Annotated in this window: 21 protein-coding genes; all 21 read right to left on the reverse strand. The window is 48.7% G+C overall.

The annotated features are described in order from the left end of the window. Positions 1-21: 21 nt before the first annotated feature. The gene (locus WC592_01840) at positions 22-471 is read right to left on the reverse strand and encodes a hypothetical protein (protein ID MFA4981199.1); all 450 of its coding nucleotides are present in this window, start codon (positions 469-471) and stop codon (positions 22-24) included. A 21-nt stretch (positions 472-492) separates the two neighbouring features. Beyond that, positions 493-1,557: a type IV pilus twitching motility protein PilT gene (locus tag WC592_01845; GenBank protein MFA4981200.1), complete on the reverse strand. Its 1,065-nt coding sequence runs from the start codon at positions 1,555-1,557 to the stop codon at positions 493-495. Positions 1,558-1,588: 31 nt separating this feature from the next. Continuing rightward, on the reverse strand, positions 1,589-3,004 hold the full coding sequence (locus WC592_01850; protein MFA4981201.1) for a diguanylate cyclase: 1,416 nt from the start codon (positions 3,002-3,004) through the stop codon (positions 1,589-1,591). Positions 3,005-3,094: 90 nt separating this feature from the next. Beyond that, complete coding sequence (locus WC592_01855) at positions 3,095-4,783, reverse strand: TIGR03960 family B12-binding radical SAM protein (GenBank protein MFA4981202.1); 1,689 nt, start codon at positions 4,781-4,783, stop codon at positions 3,095-3,097. A gap of 565 nt (positions 4,784-5,348) precedes the next feature. Further along, the gene (locus WC592_01860; protein ID MFA4981203.1) at positions 5,349-6,143 is read right to left on the reverse strand and encodes a hypothetical protein; all 795 of its coding nucleotides are present in this window, start codon (positions 6,141-6,143) and stop codon (positions 5,349-5,351) included. 391 nt (positions 6,144-6,534) lie between these two features. Next, entirely contained in the window at positions 6,535-7,623 is a 1,089-nt protein-coding gene (gene rodA, locus WC592_01865) for a rod shape-determining protein RodA (GenBank protein ID MFA4981204.1), read from the reverse strand. Further along, a complete protein-coding gene (gene mrdA / locus WC592_01870; protein ID MFA4981205.1) occupies positions 7,624-9,345 on the reverse strand; it encodes a penicillin-binding protein 2 in 1,722 nt (573 codons plus the stop codon). Continuing rightward, positions 9,342-9,854 carry a rod shape-determining protein MreD gene (gene mreD, locus WC592_01875; protein MFA4981206.1) on the reverse strand — a complete coding sequence of 171 codons (513 nt, stop codon included), beginning with the start codon at positions 9,852-9,854 and terminating at the stop codon, positions 9,342-9,344. Before mreD ends, mrdA begins: the two co-directional genes overlap by 4 nt. Next, positions 9,842-10,621, reverse strand: a complete 780-nt coding sequence (gene mreC, locus WC592_01880) for a rod shape-determining protein MreC (GenBank protein ID MFA4981207.1) — start codon at positions 10,619-10,621, stop codon at positions 9,842-9,844. Before mreC ends, mreD begins: the two co-directional genes overlap by 13 nt. Positions 10,622-10,658: 37 nt before the next feature. Continuing rightward, the gene (locus tag WC592_01885; GenBank protein ID MFA4981208.1) at positions 10,659-11,732 is read right to left on the reverse strand and encodes a rod shape-determining protein; all 1,074 of its coding nucleotides are present in this window, start codon (positions 11,730-11,732) and stop codon (positions 10,659-10,661) included. 62 nt (positions 11,733-11,794) lie between these two features. Further along, positions 11,795-13,066 (reverse strand): 3-phosphoshikimate 1-carboxyvinyltransferase, encoded by a 1,272-nt coding sequence (aroA, locus tag WC592_01890; protein ID MFA4981209.1) that lies wholly within the window; start codon positions 13,064-13,066, stop codon positions 11,795-11,797. Positions 13,067-13,202: 136 nt separating this feature from the next. Next, a complete protein-coding gene (locus tag WC592_01895; GenBank protein MFA4981210.1) occupies positions 13,203-14,114 on the reverse strand; it encodes an RluA family pseudouridine synthase in 912 nt (303 codons plus the stop codon). Next, the gene (lgt, locus tag WC592_01900) at positions 14,084-14,848 is read right to left on the reverse strand and encodes a prolipoprotein diacylglyceryl transferase (protein ID MFA4981211.1); all 765 of its coding nucleotides are present in this window, start codon (positions 14,846-14,848) and stop codon (positions 14,084-14,086) included. The genes WC592_01895 and lgt overlap by 31 nt, the downstream gene beginning before the upstream one ends. 6 nt (positions 14,849-14,854) lie before the next feature. Then, positions 14,855-15,301 carry a signal peptidase II gene (gene lspA, locus WC592_01905; protein MFA4981212.1) on the reverse strand — a complete coding sequence of 149 codons (447 nt, stop codon included), beginning with the start codon at positions 15,299-15,301 and terminating at the stop codon, positions 14,855-14,857. Beyond that, complete coding sequence (locus tag WC592_01910) at positions 15,298-15,771, reverse strand: TraR/DksA C4-type zinc finger protein (protein MFA4981213.1); 474 nt, start codon at positions 15,769-15,771, stop codon at positions 15,298-15,300. Before WC592_01910 ends, lspA begins: the two co-directional genes overlap by 4 nt. Positions 15,772-15,786: 15 nt before the next feature. After that, positions 15,787-18,561, reverse strand: a complete 2,775-nt coding sequence (ileS, locus tag WC592_01915; protein ID MFA4981214.1) for an isoleucine--tRNA ligase — start codon at positions 18,559-18,561, stop codon at positions 15,787-15,789. A gap of 48 nt (positions 18,562-18,609) precedes the next feature. Continuing rightward, entirely contained in the window at positions 18,610-19,479 is an 870-nt protein-coding gene (gene mtnP, locus WC592_01920; protein MFA4981215.1) for an S-methyl-5'-thioadenosine phosphorylase, read from the reverse strand. A 133-nt stretch (positions 19,480-19,612) separates the two neighbouring features. After that, positions 19,613-19,912 carry a YggT family protein gene (locus WC592_01925; protein ID MFA4981216.1) on the reverse strand — a complete coding sequence of 100 codons (300 nt, stop codon included), beginning with the start codon at positions 19,910-19,912 and terminating at the stop codon, positions 19,613-19,615. A 5-nt stretch (positions 19,913-19,917) separates the two neighbouring features. Next, positions 19,918-20,730, reverse strand: coding sequence for a pyrroline-5-carboxylate reductase (gene proC / locus WC592_01930; protein MFA4981217.1), 813 nt, complete (start codon positions 20,728-20,730; stop codon positions 19,918-19,920). A 93-nt stretch (positions 20,731-20,823) separates the two neighbouring features. Continuing rightward, positions 20,824-21,501, reverse strand: coding sequence for a YggS family pyridoxal phosphate-dependent enzyme (locus WC592_01935; GenBank protein ID MFA4981218.1), 678 nt, complete (start codon positions 21,499-21,501; stop codon positions 20,824-20,826). Between the two features lie 110 nt (positions 21,502-21,611). After that, on the reverse strand, positions 21,612-21,998 hold the full coding sequence (locus WC592_01940; protein MFA4981219.1) for a response regulator: 387 nt from the start codon (positions 21,996-21,998) through the stop codon (positions 21,612-21,614). Positions 21,999-22,000 lie beyond the last annotated feature (2 nt).

The raw sequence follows: 22,000 nt of genomic DNA on the forward strand, positions 1-22,000 counted from the left end.
ATGATCGCGCAAAACCGCGTCTCAATGGCGGTTATAGTTCTTGCTTATCGCGTTAGTCACGTCGGTCATCGTGCTCACGAAGACCTGGACCTTGCACTTCGTAAGCATCTCTATATCCTCAACTGCCTGGAAATTCAGCGGATTCGACATCGCTATCGTAAGGAGGTCGCCTATTTTATCTATAGCTATAAGGTTATATTGTTTAGCGACGTGCTCGGGTATCATCTTGACGGCTTCGCTATTCACCTCATAAAATTCCAGAGGAAGATAGGGGAAACCGTATTGGACGGTCAGGGCCTGCGCTATCTCCTCTTCCTTGGCGAAACCCATCGCGACCATTATCTGGCCTATCAGGCCGCCCTTCTCCTCCTGAACCTTCAAGGCCTTAGCCAATTGCGACTCGTTTATCACGCCTCTTTCCAGTAGAAGTTCACCCAATTGTTTCGAGACAATACGTCTTATTGGAGACATCGGAAACCTTTACTATCACGCCTACTTTTTAAATATCCTCTTAAGATCATCGACATCAGTGGATCTCTCAAGTGCCTCTTCGTAAGATATAAGCTTCTTCTGGTATAGTTCATAAAGGGCCTGGTTCATTGTCCTCATGCCCTCTTTCTGCGAGGTCTGCATGACGGAATATATCTGATGGATCTTAGACTCCCTGATCATGCTGCGTACAGCGGCCGTGATCAATAAAATCTCTACAGCCAGGACGCGGCCGTGGCCTCCGACCTTCGGCAGCAACTGCTGGGCCATAACGCCTATAAGGACAAATGAAAGCTGCGTCCTTATCTGGGCCTGCTGATAAGCGGGAAAGACGTCTATGAGCCTGTTTATCGTCTGGACGCAATCCGATGTATGGAGCGTGGCAAAAACGAGGTGGCCTGTCTCTGCGATTATAAGCGCGGATTCTATCGTCTCGAGATCCCTTAATTCCCCTATTAATATTACATCGGGATCCTGGCGCAGGACATGTTTAAGGGCCCCGGTAAATGAATAGGTGTCGCTTCCAAGCTCGCGCTGGTTGACAATGGCCTTTTTATTCCTGTGAAGATACTCTATAGGGTCTTCGACTGTTACAATGTGACACGGCCTTGCGGCGTTTATCGAATCTATCATCGATGCCAGGCTCGTCGATTTTCCGCTTCCGGTAGCGCCTGTGACAAGCACGAGCCCTTTCGGACGGTTACATAAGTCCTTCACGACATCGATAGGCAGGCCGCATTCTTCTAACGGCCATATGTCGTGCGGTATCACCCTTATCGAGCACGCGATAGAGTCCCTCTGCTTGAAGACATTCACCCTGAACCGGCCCAGGCCGGATACTCCGAAAGCCAGATCAAGCTCCAATTCGCGCTCGAACTTCTCTTTCTGCGCGTCGTTCAGCAACTTATAGGTCAGCTCTTTCGATTCCACCGGGGTGAGGATACCTCCTTCAACCGGGATGAGTTTTTCGTCTACGCGTATAACGACCGGCGCTCCCGCGGTAATATGGATATCCGAAGCGCCTTTCTCTACCATCATCTTCAATAGCTTATTCATGTCGTGAGGCATCTATCGTTCTCCTCTCAAAAAAATTTTAATTTTAAGCGAAGACCCTGTTCTTCCCGGCCGTCTTCGCCTCTTTGAGTAAATTCATGGCCTTTTTATATAATTCGTCTCCGGTCGCCCCGTCGATCGGGTTTTCGCTGACACCGCATGAAACGGTAAGCGCGGCCTTACCTACTCTTACGAGATTCGCGGCTTCTATCCTTTTCCTAAGGTCTTCGGCGATATCGGTCGCCTCTTTCTTGTTCTTCTCCGGCATGAGGACAGCGAATTCATCCACGCCGACCCTCGCCGCCTTGCCTACCGGCGGGATATTGTCCTTTATCAGCTTGGCCATCTTATTCAGAGCCTCTTCTGCGGCCAGCTCACCGTGCGTCTCCCTGAAGTTCTTGAAATTGTCGATATTAAATACGATGAACGCGCAAGGCCTCTGATAGAATATCGAGCGCTTTATCTCTTCCTCGAGCCGTGTGACGATAAAATTCTTATTATAAAGGTCTGTCAAATCGTCTTTTATCGAAAGCTCTTCGGTCTTCCTGTTCAATATGTCGCTCTCGATAGCTATCGTTATCTGTTTTGCGAATACCTTGATCATCTCTATATCGTCGTTCTTGAATTTGAAATCATCGGCCCTGCTGCCGACGATAAAAAGCCCCAGGTTATTTCGTCCGGAAAACAAAGGGACGGCTATGATATTCTTTAATCCGTATCCGGCCTTCAACTCTTCCACCTCTTTCGACGGCTTCATCCCTTTATCCAGGACAAAAATAGCGCGTTCCTGCACGGCCCTTTCCAGGACACTGCGGCCGGTCTTCCTGATCACCAGGTTATCGAGGCTCTCCTTATCGAGGTTGTAAGAGGTCTTTACCGAAAAATCCCCATTCCCCGCCTTGGGCATGTACAGCGCGCCGAAACCTGTATCGAATACCAGCGAGGACTTTTCCGTTATCATCTCCAGCAGCGGGTCGAGCTGTATGGAGCCTGCCGAGATCATGTCCCCGACCTGCAGGAGGCTCGACAATGCCAGGACCTTTTTGTTTATGTCTACATTTATCTCCCGCATCCTCTGTCCGTAATTCTTCAGTTCATCCAGGTTCGATCTTATCTTCTGGGTCATGGTGTTTATCGAATATGCCAGGTTGCCTATTTCGTCTTCGCTCGACACAGACAGTTTCCTGTCATATTCGCCGTTGGCCATTATCTTGGCCTCGATAGCCATATCAATTACGGGATCCACCAGCCCCTTAGCCAGGGCAAGGCCCAGAATAGCTATTATTATCGAAGAGACCAGCACGACACTTATGGTAGATATTCCGTCGAGATTCGGAAAAACATAAGTCGAGATAATATACATCGAAGCGAGGAGAGGTATGATAGACATCAGGCTGAAGGCGAGAAGAAGTTTGTATCTCAAACCCTTGTGGACTATGGTTAAACGCTTGAAGATATTCATAATATCCTCCTAAATGAGATTATATCCCTAATATATTAATTTTATGGAAAGTATACTATATATATGGCAGTTTGTCAAACAGGGGGCGCTTCAAGATGTTATGATGATAAAATCCCAGGGCAATATTTCATCGGAAAGCCGGGCCCTGCCGGCATAGAACGAGTGGTCGACGCCTGCCTTCTCGAACGCCGCCATCCAGAGATCGAAATTGAACCTGTCTTTCCATCCGTCAAAACGCGCGCCGGACTTCCAGGCCTCATACACAACAGCGGCAAGAGCCCTGTCCCCTCTCGAAAAGACAGCTTCAAGATAACTCATCTTGACGGAATGAAAATCCATTTCGACCATCTTTGACCTCATCGACTTCCGCAATAAGTCGATCTTTTTATTCAGGATAGCGGCGCTGTCCATGGGCTCTCTCTGAAAAGGCGTGTGCGGCTTCGGGACGAAGGCATTTATGCTGGCGGTGATGTGGGCGGACTTTCCGTCAACCTCCCTCTTAAGGTCGGAGATCTTGTATATCATCTCAGATATCGAGAGCAGGTCTTTCTCGGTTTCGCCCGGCAGTCCTATCATAAAATATAGTTTTACGTGCCGCCACCCGGCCTTATAAGATTCCAGCGCGGCGTGAAACAGTTTTTCTATGTCGATACCTTTATTAAGCGACTTCCTCAATTCGGGAGTTCCGGCCTCCGGCGCGAACGTAAGGCCCGCCTTCTTAACATTCGATATCAGGAGCGGCAGGTTTTTAAGCGCATCCTCTATCCTGAGCGACGGCACGGATATGGACACGGACCGAGGGCCGAACTCTTCGTTAAGGCGCGCCATGATCTCCGGCAGGCGGGAATGGTCGACGCTGGAAAGAGAGAGAAGAGATATCTCGTCGTAGCCCGTCCGGGCGTAAGATTCCCGGGCAAGCTCCAGGATCTTCCCTACCGACCTTTCGCGGCAGGGCCTGTACGTAACCGTAGCCTGGCAGAATTTACACCCGTGTTTGCATCCGCGCATTATTTCAATTATCAGCCTGTCGTGGATTATCTGGATATTCGGGACTATCTGCTTGACCGGATAATACGCGTCATCTAGATTTCCGACAAATCGTTTTATTATCTTTGCCGGAGCGTCTTTCTCGATAATGGAAAATTTCTTCGGCGTTCCGTCTTCATTATATTCTGTATTATAAAATGACGGAACATAAATACCTTTTATTTTGGAAAGGCGCGTCAATAATTCTTTTCTCGACTCTCCGGCCTTGTACGCATCCACGATCTCCGAGATGACCTCTTCCCCGTCGCCGATAACGAATGCGTCGATAAATTCCGCTATCGGCTCGGGGTTGTAACAGGAAGGGCCGCCCGCTATGATCAGCGGATCCTCATCCGTCCGTTCCGGCGCCCTCAGCGGGATCCGCCCAAGGTCCAGCATGTTCAGCACATTGGTATATCCGAGTTCATAGGTAACGCTGAACCCTATTATGTCAAAATCTTTAATGGGCCTTCTCGTCTCAAGACTAAAGAGGTCGAGATTATTTTTTCTTAAAACATCTTCGAAATCGCCCCATGGAGAAAAAACTCTTTCGCAAAGGCAGTCATCCCGGTCATTCAGTATCCCGTATAATATCTTTGTCCCGAGATAACTCATCCCCACTTCATAGAGGTCGGGAAACGCGAGGAGCACCTTAACCTTATCGTCCGTCCACTCCTTCCGGACAGAGTTCCACTCCCCTCCGCAATACCTCCCGGGCTTCTGCACCGTCAGCAATAATTCTTCAAGATTCATCTTTTCAACTCCATTAAGCCTCGCCTAAACCTAAGCACTGAAAATATTTCCCATTAATTTTTCGGGTCCCCGCCTGCCAGCGAGAGACTGCTTCAGGCGGGCAGGCTGCCGCGGCTTGGACTTTTTCTTTTAAAGGGCTCGTATGGGTTTACAAACTGTAGTCGTAGGGGAGGTTTAAACCTCCCCTACGACATAAGCGCGTATCTATATGCCCGAACTATTCTCTTCTGTATTCGGGACACCCCATCCCTGCCCGCCAGACTTAGCTTGCTGCGATCAGGCGGGCATACTTCGCCCTTTATCGAGAAAAAGTCTGGAAGGAGCGTCACCCGTAAAAAATTCCCACCCCACTTCCTTTTGCCGGCCAGGTTCGCTTTTCGCTCACCTGGCCGTCCTCCAACCTGCTTCCCACAAAGACCTAATATTATTCCCGCCCGGAAACATACGCGGGGCGGGATCCCGCCTCGCGTTAGATTCTAGGCGGGACAATGTGCTCACATAACGTCGGCTTAGGTTTTTAGCACTAAATTAACGTCCTTATAGGTCATCCCTACGAGATCATATTTCAATTATTGCCTATAGTCTTTTGCTCAATGTTTTCTGCTTGAGTAAAATATTTTGATAAATTTGCAGTAAAAAATCTATTATTTTTTTGAAATATCTTTTTGAATTCGCTCTCTTTATCCTTTTTATAATATTTTCTGAATCCATTTGCGAGAGAATGGGCCATCTTCACGCAATATTCTGAATCATCTGCTTCTGAGATACTAACTACTAGCGCTTCTTCGCCCTTAAAATAAGGGGCGTTTGCATACCTGTTAACAGCTTTTGATACCCCCCGCAGTCTTTCATCTATCCACCTTCTCGCTTGCTCCTCAATTATTTCACGTTCTCTAATTTTTAATGAATATCTGTCGTATTTTATAAAAATATTATTTATTCTTTCTTTACAAGACACAATATCAAATATTGAATGTACAAGCGTCAAGCCATACGAAACTAGCCATACATAATTATTTAAGGATGATATTTCTTTATTATTAAGCAAACTACTATTTTTTCGAGCCTCATATGCCTTGATAATAATATCACGGATTTTAGAATCGCTAAAATTATAATATACGACATTAGCATACAATCTATGTCTCGTTAATATATCATTTAACATAATAAGATCATTATAAGAAGCTCCGCTTTTTCGTTCACAAAATTTATATTGTTCTTTTTCTAATAACTCAACGTTTCCCCCGAGGTGACTTATTACAGCAAAACAAAAACAATTATCCTCTTGCTCTAACTCCTTATATCCTGATTCATCACTAAAACAATATAGAGGATTACCTACGATCGCATCATTCATTATTATTCACCATATCTTAATTGTACACCGTCTTTACTAAAATATTTAACCAGTTATTTGGATAAATAATATCTATTACTAAGAAAGCATCAAGTTCGCGCTGCTTCTATATGAAAATTTTTACGGGTGATGCTCCTTCCAGACTTTTTCTCGATAAGGGCGAAGTTTGGGATGGGGCAGTACAGATACGCGCACAGAATATACCTTAATGTCATGACTTCAGTGTCAAGTTAGACCGTTATCTACACCTTTTAGTATAAAGAAATAGGGAGATTGTAAACCCCAAACGAGCCCTTTAAAAGAAAAAGTCGAAGGAGCAGCAGGACCCGTAAAAATTTGATTCCACATAGGCAACTGCCCGCAAGTTCCACGCGGACTGAGATGCGAAAAATTAAAACGTCGAGCGGCGCATGCCGACGTTCAGCAAGAGCCCGATCGCGATGAGCGTAGTGATGAGGCTCGATCCGCCGTAACTCACCAGAGGAAGCGGTATGCCGACGACAGGCATAAGCCCTATCGTCATCGATATATTTATTATCACCTGAAGCGATAACATCACGCCGATGCCGGTAGCTATCGCCTTCCCGTACATATCGTTTGTGAGCGCGGCTATATTGAACGCGCGTTTTACGATGATAAAATACAATAGGATCAGCAGCACGGCTCCTAAAAATCCCCACTCTTCGCCGATCACCGAAAATATGAAATCGGTATGCCTTTCGGGTAGAAAATTCAACTGGTTTTGAGTGCCGTTCATCCATCCCTTTCCAAAGAATCCCCCCGAACCTACAGCTATCTTCGACTGAATAATAGTATATCCTGCCCCTAAAGGATCTATATTAGGATTAAGGAATACCAGGAGTCTCTGCCTCTGGTATTCGCGTAAGCCGTGCCAGAAGAAAGGAAGCCCGGCAAGGCCCAACATGATCATGCCTGCCACATATTTTAAATTAACTCCGCTTACGGCCAGTATAGAGAAAAAAACAGGGATCAACAGAAGCGCGGTCCCAAGGTCCGGTTGGAGAAGGACGAGAACGAACGGCACGGCCAGCAATACAGAAGGGCCGACGATCCCCGTAAAACCGCTCATGGAATTTTTTCTGGTGCCCGCGTAATTCGATAGAGCGAGGATAACGCTTAACTTCATGAACTCAGACGGCTGGAACGCAAACCCGCCGATGGAGATCCATCGCTGGGCGCCAAGCCTGGCGTGTCCTAATACAAGCACCAGCACCAGCAGTATAATATTTATCCCGTAAAATATATATGACAGGTCGATAAATTTCTGGTATGAGACAGATACGCATATTATTAAAAAGACGATCCCGATGATCACGAAATTGGCTTGCCGGAACAGATAGCTTTCGGCGAACGGTAGCGCCTTCGCCTGCGTAGCGCTGAATACGGACAATAGGCCTATTATCAAGATAAGGAACGTTACGGTAATGAGCGTCTTGTCAAGGTCCTTAAAGATCCTCATTTACAGATACCCCTTCTTTTTCGCTTCCTCGAATATTCCGTGCGCGATCGCGGCAGGCTCTATTCCGCCCTTGCCCCCATGTTCGAGAAATACTACTACACAGATCCTGGGATCGTCGTACGGCGCGAATCCGGCAAACCAGGCATGCGTCTTTCCCAGAGGATTCTCTGCCGTGCCGGTCTTGCCCGCGGCGACCACACCCTCTGCCCTTGCGCGCTTGGCCGTCCCGTTCGGGTCATTTATGACATCGAACATCCCTTCCCTTATGCGCTGGATCGTCGAGGTCCTAAGGCCTATCTTCTTCTTTTTCTCGGAGCGCATCTCATCTCCGTTTATCTTTTTCACTATATACGGCCTGACGAGACTGCCGCCATTCGCAATAACAGAGGTCATGCAGAGCACCTGTATGGGCGTTACCATAAGATAGCCCTGGCCGATCGCGTAGTTCACCGTCTCACCTTCATACCATGCGCCTTTCCCCGCGGAGCGTTTCCATGCTTTTCCGGGGACCAGCCCTTTCACCTCGTCCGGCAGGTCTATGCCCGTAAGCGCGCCGTATCCGAAAAGCCTGGCATACGACTCCATGGCGTCGACTCCCGCCGCTCTTCCCGCGCTGTAGAAAAAGAAGTTGCAGGAATTCATTATACCCTTACGCAAGTTCTGCGGCCCGTGCCCCGTCTCTTTCCAGCAATTGAACCTCGCGGAACCCAGCTTATAATACCCCGGGCAGGTAAAGATAGTATCCGGAGATATCTTTCTCGTTTCAAGGGCGGCGGCCGCGGTCACTATCTTGAATACTGAGCCGGGTGGATACAATCCCGATATCGCCCTGTTTGACATGGGTCTTCCCGCCTTGTTCGTGAATAAAAATTCCCTCCGGCCGGATGTATTCGGTTTCACGAAGATGTTCGGATCGAACGGCGGATGGCTGGCGAGAGCAAGCACCTCGCCGCTCCTTGGATCCATGACTATGACCGCGCCCCTATGCTCTCCCAACAATCTGTCGCACGTAGACTGCAGGTCGGCATCTATGGTCAGATACAGGTCTTTCCCGACGGAGGGTTCTTTCAAACCAAGCACCCGTGTCTGACGACCCTTACTGTCGACCTCTATCTGCGTGCCGCCGTCAACCCCCTTCAGGTAAGATTCATAATATTTCTCGAGACCGGAGCGGCCCATAAGGTCTCCCATGCGGTAACCGTACTCCCTTAAGCCCTCTAATTCCTCTTCGGCAACCTCTCCTAAATAACCGAATATGTGGCTGCCGTCTTTGCCGAGCCTGTAATCGCGCTTGGACTTTGTCTCGACCACGAGTCCGCCTATATTAAAGCTTGCCTCTTCGAGCATGACGGCTTTGTCCTTGTCCACATCTTCCGCTATCGTCACCGCGGTGTAAGGCCCGAGGCTCGCCTTTTCCAGGGAATTGATTATTTCGATGCCGGACATCCCTAGCGTCTCTTTCAATACGCGGACGAGCTTTGCCCTGTCGCTCAACTCGCGGTAGATTACAGCCGCGTCAAACGAGAGCCGGTTCGACACAAGCGGTATCCCGTTCCTGTCGAATATTATGCCCCTTGGCCCGTCTATGGGTATTATGCGTATGGAGTTATTCTTGGAAAGCTTCGTATAGTATGGACACCTGATTATCTGCGTGTAAAATAGGCCGACCGCCAGCATAATGAAAAAAGCGGAAATTGCGGAAGTCAATATCCTGTCTCTCATAACAGCTCTTCGATCTCCCTCGGGTCATACATGGCGATGAATCTCGAAAATATGGGAACTGCCACAAGGCTTGTGTAGATACCGGCGGGTATTATAGAAGTGAAGAGGTACTCCGAAAAACGAAGGTCGAGCCATTTTGAAAATACTGAGACGAGGACATAATGCATTGTCATGGAAAATATGGTAAAAAATAATACAAGCAAGCCCTGAGTCCTCTTCGATTCCCTGAAAAAATTAGTACTAAGCATGCCGGCCAAAAGGCCGGTGAGCGCGAATACGAAAGTATTTATCCCGAAGAAGTCCAGGCTGTAAAGGTCTTTCATTAAACCAGCGGCTATACCGCTCTCGAGGCCCATGCCCGCTCCTGCGAAGAGGCCGAAGAAAATGACGCATGCCAGCATTATGTCCGGCTTTGCGCCGAATATCTTCACATAGTCCAGGACGGTGAGGTGGATGAACAACGCTATCAGCAATATAACATAGACGTATATCCTGTTTATTTTATACACAATACCTCTTCTAATTTCGAAAGGTCGTCCGTCGTCCTGACGATCGCCGTCTTATAAAGCCTGCCGGGTTCCTTACTTATGCCCGTTACTTCGCCGACAAGTATGTCTTTAGGGAATATAGGGCCGAATCCGGCCGTTATTATCTTATCGCCCTTGGCTACATCGGAATCAAGAGCGATGTATATCATCTTGCACATGCCGTCCGGCCTGCCGACCAGTATGCCGCCCTGCCTGTTCTTCTGTATCAATACACCGACCTTGGAATTCGGGTCTGTTATCAGCAGGATCCTGCTCGAACGCCTGCCCGCCTCGACCACCCTGCCGACCAACCCTTTAACCGACAGGACAGCCCTGTCCTGCCTGATGCCGTTAGAGAGCCCTTTATCGATTATGATCGAGTTCGACCAGTTGGCGGGATCCCTGCCGATAACCTGGGCGGGAATAGTCGTATGCGGAACGGCCTTCCTGAAATTTATAAAAGATTTAAGCCTCTCATTCTCGTCGTATACCATCTTTGCCTCTTCCAGCTTCCTGGACAGCAGGCTGATCTTATCGCGGAGGATGCCGTTCTCTTCCCGTAAACAGGCGAACGGTACGATCCTTTTGAACGCGGAAAAAAATCCATGGGAATATTTCAGGGGTCTTGAAACGGCATCTGTCACTTTAATACGCGCGGGGCTTATTATATTCTTGGAATTCGCTATCAGGAGTACCAGCAGGACGGCTATTAGCGCAAATTTCAGGATGTTGTTTTTTGAGGTGTGCACATCTTAATTTTAGCTATCAGCTATCAGCTAAAAGCTATTACCTTTCGAGCCTGGGTGTAACGGTCACCTTCTTCAGATATTTTATCTCGCTCAATACCTTGCCTGTGCCGAGAGCTACCGCGGTCATCGGGTCTTCCGACAGGTGGACGGGGAGCCCCGTCTCTTCCGAAATAAGCTTATCTATGCCCCTCAAGAGAGAGCCTCCTCCCGCGAGGACTATGCCCTTCTCTATAAGATCCGACGAAAGTTCGGGCGGCGTGCGTTCAAGAGTTATCCTTACGGCTTCAAGTATCTGCGCTATAGGCTCTGCCATCGCCTCTCTTATCTCTTCGCTGGTTATAGTGACCGTCTTCGGCAATCCCGCGACAAGGTCGCGTCCCTTGACCTCAAGTTTAAGCTCTTCTTCCAGCGGATATACTGAGCCTATCTTTATCTTTATGTCTTCTGCGGTCCTCTCACCAATCATGAGGTTATAATTCTTTTTCATGTAATTTATGATCGCCTCGTCCAGTTCGTCCCCGCCGACCCTCACAGATTTGGAGAAAACAACGCCGGCCAGGGATATGACGGCCATTTCGGTCGTCCCGCCGCCTATATCTATTATCATATTACCGGACGGGTCCTGTATCGGCAAGCCTACGCCTATAGCCGCGGCCATCGGCTCTTCTATCATGAAGACTTCTCTTGCGCCCGCATGCAGGGCCGAATCCTTCACCGCCCTCTTTTCCACCTCTGTTATGCCGGAAGGGATCGCTATAACTATCCTTGGACGGACGAGAGGTTTCGCCTTATTAACTTTTTTTATAAAATACCGCAGCATCGCCTCTGATATTTCAAAATCCGTTATTACGCCGTGCCGCATAGGCCTGATCGCGACTATGTTGCCCGGCGTGCGGCCGAGCATCCTCTTGGCCTCTTCGCCGACGGCAAGGACGTTCGTAGTGCCGGCCTGGACCGCGACGACTGAAGGCTCGCATAAAACGATACCCTGGTTTTTTAGATAAACCAGGGTCGTAGCTGTGCCAAGATCGATGCCCATGTCGTTAGCAAACAGGCCAAGAACCTCATTATATAATTTCGACGCTGTGCTTATAATATTCTTTATATTCATATTATCTCTCTGTTAGGCGATATTAACAAAAAAACAACATATTGTCAAATAGAAACTGCGCCCTATTTTTTTATCTTCTCCAGCATCCCGAAGAAATCCGGAAAGGATTTACTGACGCATGCGGTATCATCGATAACGCTTGAGCCCTTGGCGGCCAGCGCGGCTATTGCCATTGCCATGCAGGTCCTGTGGTCCCCGAAACTGCGTAGTCCCGCGCCTTTAAGCTCTTCAACGCCGTCAATGACGACGTCGGTCCCTTCGACCGTTATCCTCGCGCCCATAGCCCTGAGGTTCTCCGTCATAGACTTTATCCTGTCGGTCTCTTTGACCCTCAATTCGCCGGCGCCTTTTACAACTGTCCTACCGCTTGAGAGAGACGCAAGCACGAATATTACAGGGAGTTCATCTATGATGCCGGGTATTGTTTCTTCTTCTATTATTATGCCTCTGGTCCGGCTATACTCTGCCTCAATGTCTCCCACGGGCTCGAAAGATCCTTTCTTATCAGATATCACGACCTTTGCGTCCATCTTTTCCAATATATCGAGTATCCCCGCCCTGGCAGGGTTTACGTTTACATTAAGTATCTTGACTCTTGAACCTTTTAACAGCATCGCGCCGGCTATAAAAAAGCTGGCGCTCGAGATATCGCCGGGGATCTCCAGAAACTTTCCGCTGAGGGCATGTCCGCCTTCCAGCGAAACATTGGTTCCTTCGGTTTTAACAACCGCGCCGAAATATTTCAACATTCTTTCGGTATGGTCCCGGGATGCGAACTTCTCGCTCACCGTAGTTACACCGTCGGCGTAAAGCGCGGCTAAAAGAATGGCGGATTTAATCTGCGCGCTCGGCACAGGAAGAAGATAGTCGACAGGCATTACGACGCCGCCCCTTATCGTCAGCGGCGCATACCCTCCGGGGCCGGTCTTTATGTTCACCCCCATCATCGATAGAGGCTCGACGACCCTGCCCATAGGCCTCTTCGATAACGACGGATCGCCTTTAAGAACGGTATCGAAATCCTGCCCTGCCAGTATCCCGGCAAGAAGTCTCATGGTCGTCCCGGACTCACCGACATCTATAGGCCCTCTGGGCTTCTTCAGCCCTTTCAGGCCTTTTCCTTCTATCGTCGTTCGGCCGCCTTCTTTCGATATGGCTATCCCCATATCTTTGAACGCCCTGATAGTGTAGTTGCAATCGTCGCAATCCAAAAGGCCTTTTATCTCTGTCGTGCCGACGGCTATCGAACCGAGCATAACCGCCCTGTGCGATATGGATTTATCTCCGGGCATCTCTATGCTGCCCGATAGTTTTTGTACGGGTTCTATCTTCATTTATTCCCCGCTGTATCTACGCCGTAATTAAGCGATTCTATGATCAAACCGACTTTGGCGATTAAGTGATTAAGTCTTACTTAATCACTTAATAACTTAATCGCTTAATCACTTACATGTTGCCATACTGATAATATCACAAATGCCCCCTTGATATCAATTCCTTCATATCGTCGGGCAACTCGCTGGTGAATTCCATATGTTTCGATGTAGCGGGATGAGTGAAGCCGAGAGTCTTGGCGTGCAGCGCCGGGCGGAAAAGCTTTCCTTTGGTCCCGTACTTCTCGTCGCCCAATATAGGGTGGCCTATGTATGCCATATGCACTCTTATCTGGTGTGTTCGGCCTGTGCCTAGAGTGACTTCCATCACGGTGAAATCCTCGAATCTTTTCAGGACCTTGTACCTGGTTATCGCTTCCCTGCTGTCCACAAAATTGACCGCCATCTTCTTCCAGTCCCTCGGGCTCCTCCCTATCGGAAGCTCTATGATATCGTTATCCAGCTGGACGACGCCTTTGACAAGCGCTATATATACCCTGCTTGCCGCCTTGGCCTTGAACTGCTTCGACAGGCTCCTATGCGCGCGGTCGTTCTTTGCCACTACCAGTAGCCCCGAAACATCCTTGTCTATCCTGTGAACTATCCCCGGCCTGAAAGCTCCGCCCTCCCCTGAAAGATTTTTACAATAGCCGAGGAGGGCATTGACGAGCGTGCCGCTGTAATTGCCGGGCGCGGGATGGACTACAAGGCCTGAGGGCTTATTCACGACGAGGAGGTCTTCGTCTTCATAAACGATGTCAATGGGTATGTCTTCGGCCGATATCAGGGAGACTTTCTGCTCGGGTATTGTAATTTCTATAGATTGGCCGGCCTTCATCTTGAAGTGGCTTTTTGCGCTCTCTCCGTCGAGCAGGACATGCCCTCCCGCAATAAGCTTCTGCAGGAAGGCCCGTGAAAACGTTTTGGGAAGTTTCTCTACAAGAAACTTATCCATCCGTTTCCCTTTGTCTTCCAAATTTACTTTGAGGCTGATCTCTTCTTCTGCCACTCTATCCCCTTATATATGAACAAAAGGAGTGATAACGCGAATATAAGAACACTTATGCCCTGTGATATGGTGAGCCCAAATACTATCCTGGGATTATCGCCGCGGTAAAATTCCATGGCAAATCTCTTCGCGGAATAAAGAAGACAATAGGCAAGGAATATCTCTCCCGTAAGGTGTTTTGTATCCTGCCATAACCTTAGAACGACGAAGATGAGAAACAAGACGAGCGCTGAATAGAGTTGCGACGGTTGCCGTAAAGCAACCTCAGCGGGAAAACATATGGCGAAAGGATTGGCCGCGGATGTTATCGCCCCGTAACAACAGCCGTTCAGGAAACATCCTATCCTCCCGAATGATTGCGCAAGGGCAAGGTACGGAGCTAACAGGTCTGCGACCGCCCAGAAATCCAGCGACTTTCGCGCAATATACACAATCAAGGCAGCAAGCGAAGCGATAAACCCGCCGTACCAGACCAGGCCGCCCTTTGACAGGTTGAGCATCTCTAACGGATCGGCCATGTAGTATTTATAGTTCAGTAATATGTAAAATACGCGCGCTCCGATTATGCCGGACACCAGTATCAGGATGGCAAGGTCCATCACCTTGTCCCTATCGATCCCGAAGCTGGGGGCGCGTCTGTAGACAAGTAAAGCGGCCAGGCCGAAACCTAGAGCAACCATAACGCCGTAGGAGTAGATAGTGATTGAGCCGAATTGCAGGATAATGGGATGCATGAGAAGTTAGACGACCTTACCTTTAGTCTTATGAGTAAACAGCTTTATCATCAATATCGCCGCCCCTATAGTTATAGCGGAATCAGCGATGTTAAAGACCGGCCAGATCCTGAAATCGAGAAAATCTGTTACGTGGCCGTACCATGCCCTGTCGACCAGGTTCCCAGCGGCGCCGCCGAGGATGAGCCCCAGCGCAAGAGATAATAATGCGTCCATGGACCGGTTTTTTATTGTATACACTACGATGAATACGATAACGACGATAGAAAATACGGCAAATAACGCGGCCTGCCCCTTAAACAGGCCGAAAGCTGTGCCGTCATTCAAGACAAGGGTAAAATGGAAGATCCCGGGCAATACTTTGACTGACTGGCCCTCTGCCAGATATGTCAGCGCTATAAATTTAGCCAGCCTGTCTAACGCCAATATGGCTAAGGCCGTCAAAAATGTCATTTGCCCTCATTGGATTTTTTACACTCTATGCATAATTCGGTATAAGGCAGGGCCTTCAAGCGCTTTTTCGCTATGGGCTTGTTGCATTGAAGGCAGTTCCCGTAAGTCCCGTCTTTTACGCGTTTCAAAGCCTCATCGATAAAGTAGAGCATCTTCTGCTCCTCAGTGGCGCGGTTAAGGGAAAAATCGCGTTCGTAGTCATCGCTTGCCATGTCGGCCATATGGAACGAATAACCGGAGAGATCGCCGGAGGCGTCGCGCTGGGACTTATTCAGTGTATTCTCCGCTATGTGCGACAGCTCTCCTCCTACCTTGTTCCGCTCCGCTATGAGTAATGTTTCAAAAATTTTTAGCTCGGCTTTCGGCATCCTTTTGAGCTTCACAGCCTTTGGGCGAGCCGTTCTTTTTTTTCCCGCGGCCTTGATCTTTTTTATCCTTTTGATCTTTCGAGCTTTTTTAACTTTTGCCATTTCCTTCTCCTTAAGTTATGAAACAGCCTCAACGCACCTTTCGCATAGAGCCGGGTGATTGAGATCACGACCTACCAATTTACTGTAATTCCAGCACCGCTGGCATTTCTCACCTTCCGCTTTCATCACCTTAATACTTATGCCGACGTCCGGGTCGGTGTCGGACTTGCCATCCGGGGCATCGGCCAACTCTATCTCCGACACTATGAATAGATATCTAAGAACATCTTTATTTTCAATCAGGATATTCTTTTTCCTGGCATCAACCGGAAAGAGCACGACTTTCGCCTCAAGGCTCGAGCCGATCTCTCCGGACTGCCTCTTCTCTTCCAGTTTTTTTAAGACGGCTTCCCTGATATCTATCAGGCGCTGCCATTTCTCATTAAGCGGTTTATCAAACCACTTGTCGTAATTATCTTCAGGCCATGATTCCAGGTGGATCGAATCCGCCTTGCCGGCGGCCTTCACATATCCCCATGCCTCTTCAGTGGTAAAGGCCAGGATCGGCGCCATCATCTTAAGAAGCGCCGCGAGCAGCTGGAACATAGCGCTCTGTCCCGACCTTCTCTCGGGAGAATCGGCCTTGAAGGTGTACATCCTATCCTTCAGCATATCAAGGTATACTGAGGAGACCTCATAGACGCAAAAATTATATACATCCCTGTATACTTTATGGAACGAATATGATTCGTAATTTCTGGACGATTCTTTTACCAGGACCGAAAGCCTGGAGAGCACCCACCTGTCTACCTCTGACATCTTTTCATAACCGACGGAGTCTTTGGCGGGATCGAAATCATACAGGTTGCTAAGCAGATACTTATAAGTATTCCTGATCTTCCTATATGCGTCCGCGAGACGCTTCAATATCTCGTCAGACAGCCTGACATCCTCGCTGTAATCGCTGGACGCCACCCATAACCTGAGTATGTCGGCGCCATATCTCTTCATCACCTGTTCCGGAGTTATCACATTACCCAGCGACTTCGACATCTTCTTCCCTTCGCCGTCTACCACAAAACCATGGGTAAGAACGCTCCCGTAAGAGGGCGCGCCGTCGATCGCCATGGCCGTTATGAGAGCCGACTGAAACCAGCCCCTATGCTGGTCCGAGCCTTCCAGATAAAGTTCGCACGGATAGTCGAGCTCTTTTCTTTTCTTCAATACGGCCTGATGGCTGATCCCGGAATCGAACCACACGTCTATTATGTCGTTCTCCTTGACGAAGTCGGTTCCCTTACATTTCTTGCAGCGCGTACCTTCAGGTATCAACTCAGTCTCTTTCCTGATAAACCAGGCATCTGCGCCCTCTTTTTCGGCCAGAGCGGCAACGTGTTCTATGACAGCCGGGTCGAGCAGCACTTCTTTGCAATTCTTGCAGTGGAACGCGACTATCGGGACGCCCCAATACCTTTGCCTCGACAGGCACCAGTCGGGCCTGTTTTCTACCATGGACGATATCCTGGACTCTCCCGTATGGGGTATCCATTTTATTCCGGAAGAGATGGCCTGCATCATTTTTTTTCTCAGGTCCTCGTGGTCTATCTTCATGAAATATTGTTCTGTCGCCCTGAAGATGATCGGTTTCTTACACCTCCAGCAGTGCGGGTATGAATGCCTCACCTCTTCCTCGCGCACGAGCTTACCAAGAAGTTTAAGACGCTCCACTATAGCCGGATTAGCTTTATATACTTCCATGCCGCTGAATTCGCCCGCCGTATTATCGAACCTTCCCCTTGAGTCTACAGGCATGATCGTTGGAAGGCCGTATCTCTTACCTGTAATATAGTCTTCCTGCCCGTGCCCGGGGGCTGTATGGACGCACCCGCTGCCGTCTTCCATAGATACATACTCGGCCATGACCACCTTAGATTTCCTGTCTATAAAAGGATGTCTGGCCTCTAACCCTTCGAGCGTCTTCCCTTTAAAAGTTTTGACGATCTTATAATCTTCTATGCCGGCTTTCTCCATCACCTTCGGCACAAGCTCCTTGGCCAGGATAAAATTCTCTCCCTTGAAATTTTCGCTAGAAAATTTCATCCCGTCACCGCGACGAATAGGAGCGGCAGAGGGATTACAACTTACTAACGCATACTCAAATTCAGGATGCACGGCAATAGCGACATTCGCGACGAGCGTCCACGGCGTCGTCGTCCAGATGACGAAATGCGCCGGGAGGTCATTATATACGGATTCGAACTTCACATAGACAGAAGGCGAGGTCTTGTCCTCATGTTCCACTTCTGCCTCGGCCAGCGCCGTCTCACAGACCGCGCACCAATTTACAGGCTTCAGATCTTTATAAATATACCCCTTTTTGACAAGCTTGCCGAATGACCTTATGATCTCGGACTCATACGTCCTGGACAAAGTCAGGTAAGGATCATCCCAGTTCCCCATAATGCCCAGTCTCTTGAATTCTTCCTTCTGGATATTGACATACTTCATCGCATAGTCATAAGCCTTCGACCTGAATTTGACCTGGTCTATGTCGTATTTTGTCAATTTCAGCTCTTTGAACAACTGATGCTCGACCGGCAGGCCGTGGCAGTCCCAGCCCGGGACATACGGCGAATCGAAAGACCGCATCGTCTTATATCTTATGACGACGTCTTTCAATATCTTATTGAGGGCGTGGCCCATATGTATGCTGCCGTTGGCATACGGCGGACCGTCGTGGAGAATGAATTTCGGCTTGCCATCGTACTTCTTCCGTATCTTCGCGTAGAGGCCCGTCTCCTGCCAGCGCTTTAACCGAGCGGGCTCGCGATTAGGCAGGTCTGCCTTCATCGGAAAATCTGTGTGCGGAAGATTTAGAGTAGACTTGTATTCCATTTTTTAGTTTATGTACTTTCCTATGATAAGGTTAAGCTGTTTCTTCGTCTTCGCCGGGATCGCGCCGGGCCTCGTTATTATCGAATCCTTGAGAGCCGAGCCGCACTGGCAAGGCCTATTACCTTTAAGCGCCGGTATTACTTTCTTCAATATATTCTTCGATGTCTCCACATTCTTACACAGGTTCTGTATTATCATCTCCACCGAAACCGTTTCCCCTGATTCGTCGGAATGCCAGCAGTCGTAATCCGTGACGCAGGCAAGAGTCGCGTAACAGATCTCGGCTTCCCTGGAAAGCTTTGCTTCGGCAAGATTCGTCATACCTATGATATCCATCCCCCACGACCTGTAAAGTCTCGACTCGGCCTTGGTGGAAAATTGGGGCCCTTCCATGTTCACGTAGGCGCCTCCCATATGCATCGACGCTCCCAGAGAGCATCCGGCGTCATAAAGGGCCTTCGACAGATGCGGGCAGACCGGGTCGGCAAACTGTATGTGCGCGACGACACCGTCGCCGAAAAAAGTCATTCGCCTTCCGCAATTCGTCCTATCGACGAACTGGTCGGGCACGACTATATGGAGAGGCTTAAGCTCCATCTTCAGGCTCCCGCACGCCGATACCGATATGATGCGCTCAACGCCCAGCTTCTTCATCCCGTAGATATTTGCCCGGTAATTTATTTCGCCCGGTAATACGTTATGGCCTTCACCGTGGCGCGCCAGAAAAACTACCTCTGCCCCTTCGAACGAGCCTGTAACGAAATCGTCGGATGTTTCTCCGAACGGCGTTTCGACTTTGACCTTCTTGACTTCCTTTACGCCTTCTATATTATAAAAACCGCTTCCGCCGATAATTCCGATCTTTCCGCTCATGATCACCTCTTATAAATGGAGGTTCCGTAAGGTTAGCGAAAGTTAATTAATGTTACGTAAGGTTACATCTCTAACTATATTTAACCTTACGTAACCTTCTCTAACTTTACGTAACATTACGTAACCTCATTACTTACCCCAACCTCACCGCGATACCAAACAGCGTCCTTATCAAGAATAACTTCAGGAACCAGATAAATATCAGAGCGAATATAGGCGAGATATCAAGACCTATAGAATAGGCCGGTATGATCCTCCTGAACGGCGCCAGAAGCGGCTCGGTAGTCTTGGTCAGGAATTGGACTATTACGTTATACGGGTCAGGGTTGACCCAGCTTATCAATGCCCTTATGATTATCAGCCAGTTAGCTATAGTCAGTATGTAATCTAATATGGTAGTCACGGCAAATAAAAGGTTACCGACAGCGAACATATACATCACCTCCTGGATAGCTCTTTGGAGCGCTTGCATGCTTTCTTCAGAGCGTCTTTAACTGTGTTTTTTAACTTCTTTGCGTCGAATACCGATAATGCCGCTTCCGTAGTGCCGCCTTTCGACGTCACCTTTTTCCTCAGGACAGCGGGGTCCTCATCCAGTATTTCAAGAAGCTTCGAACTGCCGCGCGCGGTCTGCAGTACAAGTTCCCGGGCCATATCCCTATCCAGGCCTAAGTCGCGGGCTCCCTCGATCATGGCCTCAATAAGATAGAAGAAATACGCGGGCCCGCTGCCGCTAACAGCCGTTATCGCGTCAACCATCTTCTCATCGACCTCGATGACCTTCCCGACCGTAGAAAATATCTGCTTCGCCGTCTCGGCGTGCTCGTTCCCGGCGGCGCTGCCCCGGCTTATGCTCGATATCGCCTCGCCTACCGTCGCGGCCATATTCGGCATGACCCTTATCACAGGGACGTCTGCGCCCACGACCTTCTCTATGTGCCTGGTCGCTATACCGGCTACTATCGATATCAAAAGCTTTTTTTTCGATACGCCGCAACAGATCTCCTTGCTGAGGACCTCGTCAAGGTCCTTTGGCTTGACAGCCAGGATAATGACATCGGAAAATTTGACCACAACGTTATTGTCTATCTCCACGATCATCCTATACTTAGTCTGGATATAGTCCCTTCGCGCGGCGTCCATCTCGCTGACCATTATAGAAGTGCTCTTTTCCATGATCTCGGATAAACGTCTCAGGAGCGCCTCACCCATGTTCCCGCAGCCTATTATCCCGATTTTTTTAGTCATCATGTAAATACCTGTCTCTTTTAAGTCAGCGATTAAGTATTAATTTTTATCACTTAATCGCTTAATTGCTTAATCACTTAATCACAAAACTACGCCTCACTCCCCAAAAATCGCCCTTCCTATCCTAACCATTGTCGACCCCTCTTCTATGGCAACCTCGAAGTCATTGGTCATGCCCATGGATAATAGCTGTAAGCTGTAAGCTGTAAGCTGTAAGTTATTGATTTGGTCGAGCAACTGCTTGAGAGCGCGAAAATAAGGTCTTGCCTTCTCAGGATCGTCCGAATCCGGCGCTATTGTCATAAAACCTCTAACATTTATATTAGGATATAATAATAGAGTTTTAAAAAACTCTATTGTATCCTCAGGCCTTATCCCGAATTTCGTTCCTTCGCCCGACACATTAACCTGTATCAATATATCCTGGACCTTGTCCAGCTTAGACGCCTCTTTGTCTATTTCCTGGGCGAGACGTATACTATCCACGGAATGTATCAATGAGAATATCTTTAAAGCGTCTTTTACCTTATTCGTTTGGAGATGACCTATGAGGTGCCAGACCGCCTTGTTCCCTACGGACCTGTATTTGGTAAGAGCATCCCGGACCCTGTTCTCTCCGATCGCCGTTACTCCAAGGCTCAGGGCCTCAGCGATCGCTTCAAGCGCGGCCTCCTTAGTTACGCATACGAGAAAGACGCTCGAAACCGGCCTTTCCGACCTTTCGCAAGCCTTTGTAATCCTGTCGGTTACGCGTTTCAGGTTTTCGGCAACCATAATAACGGAACCCGTCCTCCGAAGCTCTTCTTGAGTCTGACTGCTTTAAGAGCGAAGGAGGATAAATTAACATAAAGGTCGTCAAAAGTCAAAGGATTTTGAGGCGGAGATTACAGCCTGTTGGCCTTAATGCTGAGGAGGGTCTTAATGTTATTCATTAGGACATTCACCGCGACCGGTTTCGTAAGATAGAAGTCCGCCTCCTCGTTATAGGCATCCCTTGTCTTATTGAAATCGTCAAAAGCGGTCACCATGATAAAAGGCGTCTTTGAGTCGCCTGAATGGCGCAGTTCACGCAGGACATAGAATCCATCCTGTTTAGGCATCCTTATGTCGCATATGATAAGGTCCGGGCTATGCTTTTTGACGCAGACGATCCCCTCTTCGCCGTCACATGCCAGGACAACGTCATAGCCGTGAAGCTCCAGGTGTTCCTTAATAAAGGAAAGGAACTCCTGTTCATCGTCAACAACAAGTATCTTTGACCTGCTTTCCATAT

The sequence above is a fragment of the Candidatus Omnitrophota bacterium genome (assembly GCA_041648975.1).
Lineage (GTDB): Bacteria > Omnitrophota > Gorgyraeia > 2-01-FULL-45-10 > 2-01-FULL-45-10 > JAQUSE01.

What these genes read in the sequence shown, in the direction of transcription:
- WC592_01845 (MFA4981200.1), bottom strand. Translation starts at nt 1,557, where the DNA reads ATGCCTCACGACATGAATAAGCTATTGAAGATGATGGTAGAGAAAGGC.
- WC592_01925 (MFA4981216.1), bottom strand. Translation starts at nt 19,912, where the DNA reads ATGTTCGCTGTCGGTAACCTTTTATTTGCCGTGACTACCATATTAGAT.
- WC592_01885 (MFA4981208.1), bottom strand. Translation starts at nt 11,732, where the DNA reads ATGAATATAAAGAATATTATAAGCACAGCGTCGAAATTATATAATGAG.
- aroA (MFA4981209.1), bottom strand. Translation starts at nt 13,066, where the DNA reads ATGAAGATAGAACCCGTACAAAAACTATCGGGCAGCATAGAGATGCCC.
- WC592_01935 (MFA4981218.1), bottom strand. Translation starts at nt 21,501, where the DNA reads ATGGTTGCCGAAAACCTGAAACGCGTAACCGACAGGATTACAAAGGCT.
- WC592_01855 (MFA4981202.1), bottom strand. Translation starts at nt 4,783, where the DNA reads ATGAATCTTGAAGAATTATTGCTGACGGTGCAGAAGCCCGGGAGGTAT.
- WC592_01910 (MFA4981213.1), bottom strand. Translation starts at nt 15,771, where the DNA reads ATGGCAAAAGTTAAAAAAGCTCGAAAGATCAAAAGGATAAAAAAGATC.
- WC592_01860 (MFA4981203.1), bottom strand. Translation starts at nt 6,143, where the DNA reads ATGAATGATGCGATCGTAGGTAATCCTCTATATTGTTTTAGTGATGAA.
- lspA (MFA4981212.1), bottom strand. Translation starts at nt 15,301, where the DNA reads ATGACATTTTTGACGGCCTTAGCCATATTGGCGTTAGACAGGCTGGCT.
- lgt (MFA4981211.1), bottom strand. Translation starts at nt 14,848, where the DNA reads ATGCATCCCATTATCCTGCAATTCGGCTCAATCACTATCTACTCCTAC.
- mrdA (MFA4981205.1), bottom strand. Translation starts at nt 9,345, where the DNA reads ATGAGAGACAGGATATTGACTTCCGCAATTTCCGCTTTTTTCATTATG.
- proC (MFA4981217.1), bottom strand. Translation starts at nt 20,730, where the DNA reads ATGATGACTAAAAAAATCGGGATAATAGGCTGCGGGAACATGGGTGAG.
- ileS (MFA4981214.1), bottom strand. Translation starts at nt 18,561, where the DNA reads ATGAAGGCAGACCTGCCTAATCGCGAGCCCGCTCGGTTAAAGCGCTGG.
- mtnP (MFA4981215.1), bottom strand. Translation starts at nt 19,479, where the DNA reads ATGAGCGGAAAGATCGGAATTATCGGCGGAAGCGGTTTTTATAATATA.
- WC592_01940 (MFA4981219.1), bottom strand. Translation starts at nt 21,998, where the DNA reads ATGGAAAGCAGGTCAAAGATACTTGTTGTTGACGATGAACAGGAGTTC.
- WC592_01850 (MFA4981201.1), bottom strand. Translation starts at nt 3,004, where the DNA reads ATGAATATCTTCAAGCGTTTAACCATAGTCCACAAGGGTTTGAGATAC.
- WC592_01840 (MFA4981199.1), bottom strand. Translation starts at nt 471, where the DNA reads ATGTCTCCAATAAGACGTATTGTCTCGAAACAATTGGGTGAACTTCTA.
- rodA (MFA4981204.1), bottom strand. Translation starts at nt 7,623, where the DNA reads ATGAGGATCTTTAAGGACCTTGACAAGACGCTCATTACCGTAACGTTC.